The following is a 7,818-nucleotide window of genomic DNA, read 5'->3' as shown; positions in this document are numbered from 1 at the left end:
GGATATCTTGATTCGACCACTTTAGCTGGTAATTTCTTTTTAAAAAATCACCTAATTTGTACTCAAGTTCACCCAGTTCCCAAATATCTTTAGTTTGTAACCAACTTAATACTTCTTGGACTTGTTCATCGCTTAGGTAACTCTTTCTGCCTTTATAATTTAAGCGCAGTCCGCAAATTCCGTATTCCTTGTAAGCTTCCTTCCAGCTAGTTATTGAACCAACAGATACATCTAAAATTGTTTGAATTTCCTCATACTTGTAACCTTGATAAACCAGTTTCACCGCCAAAGCTTTTCTGACCTCACGGGCATCTGGACGACTATCGATAAATTCTTGTAATTCTGCGATCGCCATTTCTAAGTGCTGGTTTATCATTGTTCGTTATTAGACATATCTTTTTATCCGTATTATGCCGCAGTTTTTTTCAAAAATCAAATATGATTCCTATATCTATTTTTGAGTATATTGTGAGAAACTGCCCATAAATTAAAGTATATTAATTTTTATTTTATTTATTTAAAAAATATGACACGTCATGCATTCTTCAGCTTTCATTTTCAAAGAGACATTCTAAAAATTGGTCAAATTAGGAATACTTGGCTCATTCAAAGCCGCGATCGCAAAGCACAACCTTTTTTAGATAAAGCCGAATGGGAATCTATTAAACGTCGTGGAAATCAAGCAATACAGAACTGGATAGACTCTCAGATGAAAGGGACATCCGTTACAGTGGTTTTGATTGGTGCAGAAACTTATCAGAGACCTTGGGTTAAATATGAAATCGAGCAAAGTCACAGCCTAGCAAAAGGTATGTTAGGAATTGATATGTACGGCATGAAAGATTTGAATGGAATTTATGACTCTCAAGGTATTAACCCTTTTAGTCAATATACTTTCACAAATTCAAAAGGCAGTACGATAATTTATCCTGTGTATAGTTGGGTTTATGATAATGGCCGGAACAATATTGGCACATGGATTGAACAAGCCGCCAAAGCAGCAGGAAGGTAAGCAAGGTATTGTAATAAGCTATTATTTTATTTGTATTCAAAAAACTTAGATACTAATCGGTTTATATGTAAGTTAATAAAGCCATGAATGTTGGTTCTGCCGCCCCAAAAATCTTCATTAGTTATAGCCATGACTCACCGGAACATAAAGACCGGGTTTTACAGCTTGCTAACCGTTTGCGGGCTGAAGGAGTTAACTGTAATATCGATCAGTACGAAGTATCGCCAGATGAAGGGTGGCCCCGATGGATGATGAACCAACTGGAATGGGCTGATTTTGTGGTTGTAGTTTGTACTGAGCAGTATGGGCGTAGATTTCGAGGTAGGGAAGAACCAGGTATAGGACGAGGAGTGGCTTGGGAAGGAGCAATTATTACTCAAGAGTTTTACGATTCCCATGTCAAAAGCACAAAGTTTGTCCCTGTTATATTTTGTTCTAAGGACGAAAATTTTATTCCAATTATAATTCGCGGGTTTAGTCGATACAATTTATTGACTGAAAATGAATATAAAGCTTTTTACCGTCACCTGACCAATCAACCCCTGAACCCCAAACCGCCACTGGGTGAAAGGGTAGAACTTGCACCGCTTGTATTACCGTCATTACCAGCACGTAATCGCCAACAATATTTCCTCAATGAAAGCCAATATGCTAATTTACGAGAAGAACTAGTTGCAGCTTCCAAAGGACTATTAAATTGGAAAAGGACACTTGGTGATAACCAAGAAATTGAGCGCCCTGAGTTAGAACAACTTATAAATAGTATTGATATAGAAGAGTTTTCAACAAATATTGTTCTTGGTGTTCCTGGTTGTGGAAAATCATCATTACTTGCAAAGTTGGGACAGTGTATAGTCGATAAAGGTTACGCTCTATTGGCTATTAAAGCAGATTTTTTAAATAATAAAGTTAACTCTCTTGCAGATTTGCGTAGTGATGATCAGCTTAATCTAAGTGTTAGTCTACAAGAAGCCATTAAAGCGATCGCAAATAAAGAAAAAATCGTATTGTTGGTAGATCAGCTTGATGCGGTTTCAGAGTTAATAGACCGACATTCAGGTAGGCTAAACGTCTTGCTTACTCTCATCCAATCCGTAGCTGGAACTAAAGGAGTGCATATTGTTGCTACCTGTCGTGAATTTGAATTTCGCCACGGTAGTCAATTTGCTCGCTTGGAAGGTTTTGAACAATTATATTTGAATTTACCAACTTGGGAGAAGATTTCTCCTTTGTTAGAATATACCGGACACATTGCACTCGGTATTGGTGAACCCCTGCGTGAGTTACTGCAAAATCCCTTACATCTGAAGATATTTCTGGAAGTCGCAAAACCGGGAGAAATATTTGATTCTTCTCAAAAGTTACTAGATAGGTTGTGGGAAACTCGGATTCTCAATCAACCTAATGCTTCCAAATACATTGTTTTTCTGGAGCAAATTACTCAACGCATGACGCAGGAAGAGGTACTTTGGTTGCCAATAGCAGCTGCGGATAGTTGTCTGGAAGTATATCAAGCTTTAGTACAAGCCGGAATATTAATGACAAACCAGGATAATTCTACCTTTGGTTTTTGTCATCAAACTTATTATGACCATACTTTGGCGCGTGCTTTTGCCCGTGATTCACAATCGCTCGTAGACTTGGTGTTGGAACGGCAAGATGGTTTGTTTGTTCGACCTATTCTACTGCGAGGTCTAAATTATCTACGCGGTACTGCACCTAAACAGTACGCAAAGCAGTTGCAATTACTATTGCACAATGCAGAAGCGAAAATCTTCCCATTAAAAAATAAAATAGTCAAGTTAGCTTTTAAAATTTTGACTCATTTCTCTGGCAAGATTCGACTTTGGGCTTTGATTGTTTTGCGATCGCTGCAACTAATTTACGTGCGAACCCATATTTACACCCTGTTAATTGAGTTTCTTGGTTCGCAACAAAACCCCGAACCAATTGAAGTGGAGCTTTTAATTCCCTTGCTTAACTTAGAGACAGAAGCACCCAAAATTTTAGACGCAATAATTGCCAGCCCTGGTTGGTTCAATCAACTATATAATTGTTCTGAGTTTAGACAATGGTTAGAAAAACCATCAGATGAAGCTTCCTATTGTCTTCCTATTTTAATTGCTGCAACTAGCTTTGCAAGTGATAAGGTATGGAATCTCATAGAAGAGTATTGGTTAGAAGATACTGCATACGACGCATTAAGTATGCAGATTATATTTAACTTTCAACAGTGGAATCCAGAAAGAGTATGGCAAACTCAGCAAATTATTCGACGTTTTAATTTTGATATGTATAGCGTATCCACAATTGCGGAAAAAGTAGCTGAAACTTTACCTCAACTAGCACCAAGAATTATACGTGCCCATTTAGATTATAGACTGGAACAAGCTATTGCAGAAAGTAACAAACCAATACCAGAGTTACCAGCAAATGCAAGTGATGTACAAAGATATATTCACGTTTCTAGACATAATCCTAAAAAAATACTTATAAGCTTACTTGAAGGGAGGAGCGATTTTGATGATATTGATGCTTTAGCAAAAGCGAATCCAAAATATTTTTTAGATGCTATTTGGCCATGGTTTACTGACTTAATAAGTAAAATTGTCGATCAAGAAGAACTTGTAAAAAATACTTATTATGAAGACTATATTGATAGTTTTGATTTTTACAAAAGTGAAATTATCCAGGCAGTATTATCAGCTATTTTAGAATTAGCAAATCAAAATATACAAGCTTTTTTAAATTTTGTTAACCAGAATGAAAAATCAGAATCACTCATTGTTCACCGTCTACTGGCGCGTGGGCTAGTACAGATAGCGCCTCAAGAACCGCAGCTAGCTTTGAATTACTTACTTGGAGATTCTAGACGCTTGAGTTTAGGGGATTTCAAAAATGCTCATAAAGAAACAAAAAAATTAATAGTCGCAGTTGTCCCGCATATTCAACAGCAAGACCGAATTTCTATCGAGCAGTTAATTAAAACATATAACTATTATCATACTAACCGGAAATTAACCACCGACTTACGCTTAAGTTTCTTGAAAACTAATCGTCAACATCGACTAAAACTCATACTTTTTTTTCCGGAAAAATATTTGAGTGTGGAAGCAAAGCGATGGCGGGATGAAGAAATGCGTGCTTTCCCTTGGGTTATTAATGAAAAAAACGATAATTACCCTACAATAGCACAAACTGTAGGTGCGCCGATGAATGTTAAGGAGATGAGTTGTGCATCCGATCAAAATTTATTAAACTTATTTAATGAACTGTCAAATATGACAGAGACAGATTATTTCACAGGCAAGAGAGATTTATCTCGTGCTGGAGGTGAATCTTCGCAGGCATACGAGTTTGGTAAATTAATTAAAGATAATCCAGAGCGTTTTTTTCGCATTCTCCCACAACTTCAGCCACAGCATCATGGAAGGTATGCAGGTAATGCAATTAGAGAGCTTGTAGAAAATGGTTTTCCTACAAATAATTTGATTGAGTTAGTAGAGAATCTCGAACAACGTGGATTTATTTCGGAAGAGTTTCGTTCTGATACTGCATCTGCTTTAGAAAAAATTTCTGAACGTAACCAGGGACTTCCAAAATCAATTCTTTCACAACTAGAAAATTGGCTACTGACACATCCAAAGCCTGAGTTAAAGGACTATAGAAGTAAAGAAGAAGAAAGTTCGCATCAACTAAAGTCATCAATTGTTTTTAACACCACTACATCGCATACTTTACCTAGCGGCAGAGGTTCCATTGTACGAGCGATCGCTGCTGGCTACCTTGAGCAAAATCCCCCTGATTTACAAAACTGGGCAAGGGTAATTAAATCTAGGTTAGAAATAGAGCCGCACCCAGCAGTTTGGGTGGATATTTTGACTCAGATGCCACCTTTATTAAATGGCGATCGCACTCAAGCAACCCAACTTTTTGATGCAGTGATTCGCAACTGTCCCGAAGTGTTGCGGTATCGATGGGCGCTTTACTTTCTTTTTCGCACAGTAGGATGGTTTGAGCCAAAAGAAACGGTTCAAGGTTGGTTGGAGATGCTTTGGGCAGATGGCTCAAATTTTTGCCGTCAAGCCTATGGAGAATTGCTATTTATCCATTATTTTCAATATCAAGATGAGTGGTCAGTAGCAAAAATAGACCATCATCTTGCTAATCAGAACGACGAGGCAGTTTTGTGTGGATTAGCTCACGTAGCCAGCCATCTGTGGATTCAAAGAAGATGCAGAACGAAAGCAGCAGAAATTCTCTACAATCTTGCACCCTCTAATATTGAGGCAATTCAAAGCATAGTAGCAAGCGTCTTTTTCCAAAGCCGTGAGCATTTCGAGCTAGATTCTGGAATGCGCTTACTAATTCAAGCAGTATGTAAAAACAAACAATTACTCATAAAAGCCGCCTCAGATATTATTGGGATTATCGAAAACAATAATTTTGTTGATACTGAGCCTCAACTGGTGTCTGAAATTTGCCAAAGTTTATTAAATCAGTTGGGGGAGAAACTTGATAATCCTACAAGATCGCTAGTTTTCGCAGCAGAAAGTCTCACAACACTTGCTATCCAACTACATCGTCAAAATAAATACCGAGAGATTGGTTTAAACATCTTTGAACAACTACTTAGCTTAAATTTGAGAGAAACCCGTTCAGCACTTGAGGTGCTTGACAGGAAACCAAATCGGTTAAGCTTTTATCAAGCACCAAGGAGAAGACGGCGTAGACGGCAGATTCCTTCTGGTAACAAATAATTGACTCCCATTCTTTGAAAATGGGAGAAAGTGCATCTCCCTACACTCTTGCGGCAAGTAGTTGAAGGACTTCAGGTGTTGCAACCCAACCGTGTCTTCGCCATCCCAAAGTCTCACGTACAACTGCATCTTAGCTTAGGGTTTGTGTAATAATAACCTGAACAATTTTTGTGTGAAAGCTAGATTTAGCAAGCTATTCTAAATAAATTTTGTACAACTTATTTTTACATGATGCTTTAGTTGGTTGTGCTGGGTAGCACGATCCCTCTCAGCAGGTGTATGCATCATCAGACTTTTCAGTATTTTATAAGTATATATCCGTAGCGACAATGTAATATAAATCGTTTATTATCGTTATTTTAAGAACTAGATAGAAACCAGCTTAAATATTCTATCCAAAATTTATAAATAGTATTGAAGCTATGAACAAAACAAGTTGGTTTCCTGTTTGGCTACCTAATCCACAATCGTGGATGATGGCTATGATATTAGCAATACCAGCGTACTTTGGCGCAACTGTAATTTTTGCATTTGAATTTTGGCGTTATTCTTTAGTAGGCGGTCTTCTAGTTATTACAGGTAATGGTGGTGGCGGTCTACTTTTTTTCTTTATTGTTTCTATTGGTGCATTATTATTAGCTCTGATTTGGTTTTCAATTTTGGCAGGAGCGTATTCATCTCTACTCAAGTTTCTCTGGTCAAATTCACCACAATGGTTAAGATTACCAAAGTTTAGCTTATTAGTTATTCGAGATTTCGGAATACTTGTATTATCAATTTTGCCAATTGTTGGGATTTTTACAATTTATACTTTATTTATTACTGGTTTGAAACAGAGCTTGACTGATTTCAGAACACCTAGACTAAGCTATGATATTTTTCTGCTAAGGTTTTGGTGGCTTTGGTTCATTTCTGCTGCTTATCTTTACAATTTGTTTATGAGGAAAAGAAGTATTTTCATCAAGTGACAGTAATATTTTTCAATTATTTTTCAATATAATAAATATCCTTGCTCAAACTGCCGTAATAATTAAAAAAGAACAAATTGTTTAATTAATAAAATAACCGAAAACTCAAAACTTTTAATAATATAATAAGTGTTAGAAACTTTTAACAACTTACCTTATTTAAGGTTAGTAGATAAACAAAAATTAACAGAAGTCTCTGCGATCTATTTCGCTGTAGCTCGCGATCAAGTTCTCTACATTGGTCAAGCAGTAAATCTTAGAAGCCGTTGGCTAAATCATCATCGTTTACCACAATTAGAAGCAATTAATCGTCGGTGTGAAGTCAAGCTATTTTGGTTAAATTGCTTACCGATTCACCTTAATGAACTAGAACGCCAGTACATACAGTACTATTGCCCAACTTTAAATCAAACTAAAGTACCTCAAAAAAAGTTGTTACCTAGTTTTCAAATGCTAACACTGTCGCTCAAAAAATTAAACGAGCGAGTGCTGGTTTTCGGAGTATGTCCTGCTAGTGAAAAACTTCCGCTCAAAACAATAGTTATAAGTTATGTGGCTAACTATACAGAAACTCGGCTTGCAACAACATTAGTTCGGAAGAGTTTGCAAGCTGTAAATAAAAAGCCTAATAGTCTATTTAGATGGATTGAGTACGACAGACTTAGAAATGGCGCTCGTTGGTTAACTAGGTGCAATGGTATCGAAACAAGGCTGATTCCTTGGTTTGAAGAACGCATTATGCACAACCCTAGTATGTACAGAGTCATGGAAGAGAAACGTTTTGGAGTTTGGACTTCAATCCCATTAAATGACTATGAAGCGATGAGGCAAGACGTGAAAGCTATGTCATTTACTGAAAGATTGCAATTAGCACGAAACTCAAAAATTGGCTGGCAATTATTTCCTTTGGAATGTGGTTCGCAGTTGAGAGTTGTCAGTGGTGTAGAGCTTCTCTGTCTTACCAGTGAACAGCTAGAAATATTACTGGATAACAAACCCTACATACAAGAACAGCATCCAGGTATATCCCTCTTCTGTCACTTTCCGGGTATTCTAAATAAAAGGACTAAAAGAAAAA

General features: G+C 37.0%; 5 protein-coding genes. 4 read left to right on the top strand and 1 reads right to left on the bottom strand.

All coding sequences use genetic code 11. The features are described 5' to 3' along the window. Window positions 1-376 (bottom strand): helix-turn-helix domain-containing protein (locus RM368_RS37485; RefSeq protein ID WP_416212295.1); only part of this gene is annotated, 376 nt, incomplete at its 3' end. A 150-nt stretch (window positions 377-526) separates the two neighbouring features. On the opposite strand from RM368_RS37485, the gene RM368_RS37480 reads away from it, so the two are divergent. The 4 genes from RM368_RS37480 to RM368_RS37465 all read left to right on the top strand — a co-directional run. Further along, entirely contained in the window at window positions 527-1,012 is a 486-nt protein-coding gene (locus RM368_RS37480) for a TIR domain-containing protein (protein WP_322698758.1), read from the top strand. Between the two features lie 83 nt (window positions 1,013-1,095). Beyond that, complete coding sequence (locus RM368_RS37475) at window positions 1,096-5,772, top strand: SEFIR domain-containing protein (protein ID WP_322698757.1); 4,677 nt, start codon at window positions 1,096-1,098, stop codon at window positions 5,770-5,772. A gap of 422 nt (window positions 5,773-6,194) precedes the next feature. Continuing rightward, window positions 6,195-6,740, top strand: coding sequence for a hypothetical protein (locus RM368_RS37470; protein WP_322698756.1), 546 nt, complete (start codon window positions 6,195-6,197; stop codon window positions 6,738-6,740). A 129-nt stretch (window positions 6,741-6,869) separates the two neighbouring features. Then, the coding region (locus tag RM368_RS37465) for a GIY-YIG nuclease family protein (protein WP_322698755.1) at window positions 6,870-7,818 on the top strand (949 nt) is incomplete at its 3' end.

It is taken from the genome of Nostoc sp. DedSLP03 (assembly GCF_034530815.1).
GTDB lineage: Bacteria > Cyanobacteriota > Cyanobacteriia > Cyanobacteriales > Nostocaceae > Nostoc.
Note: the sequence above shows the minus strand (reverse complement) of the source record. Positions and strands in the feature narration are given on the sequence as shown.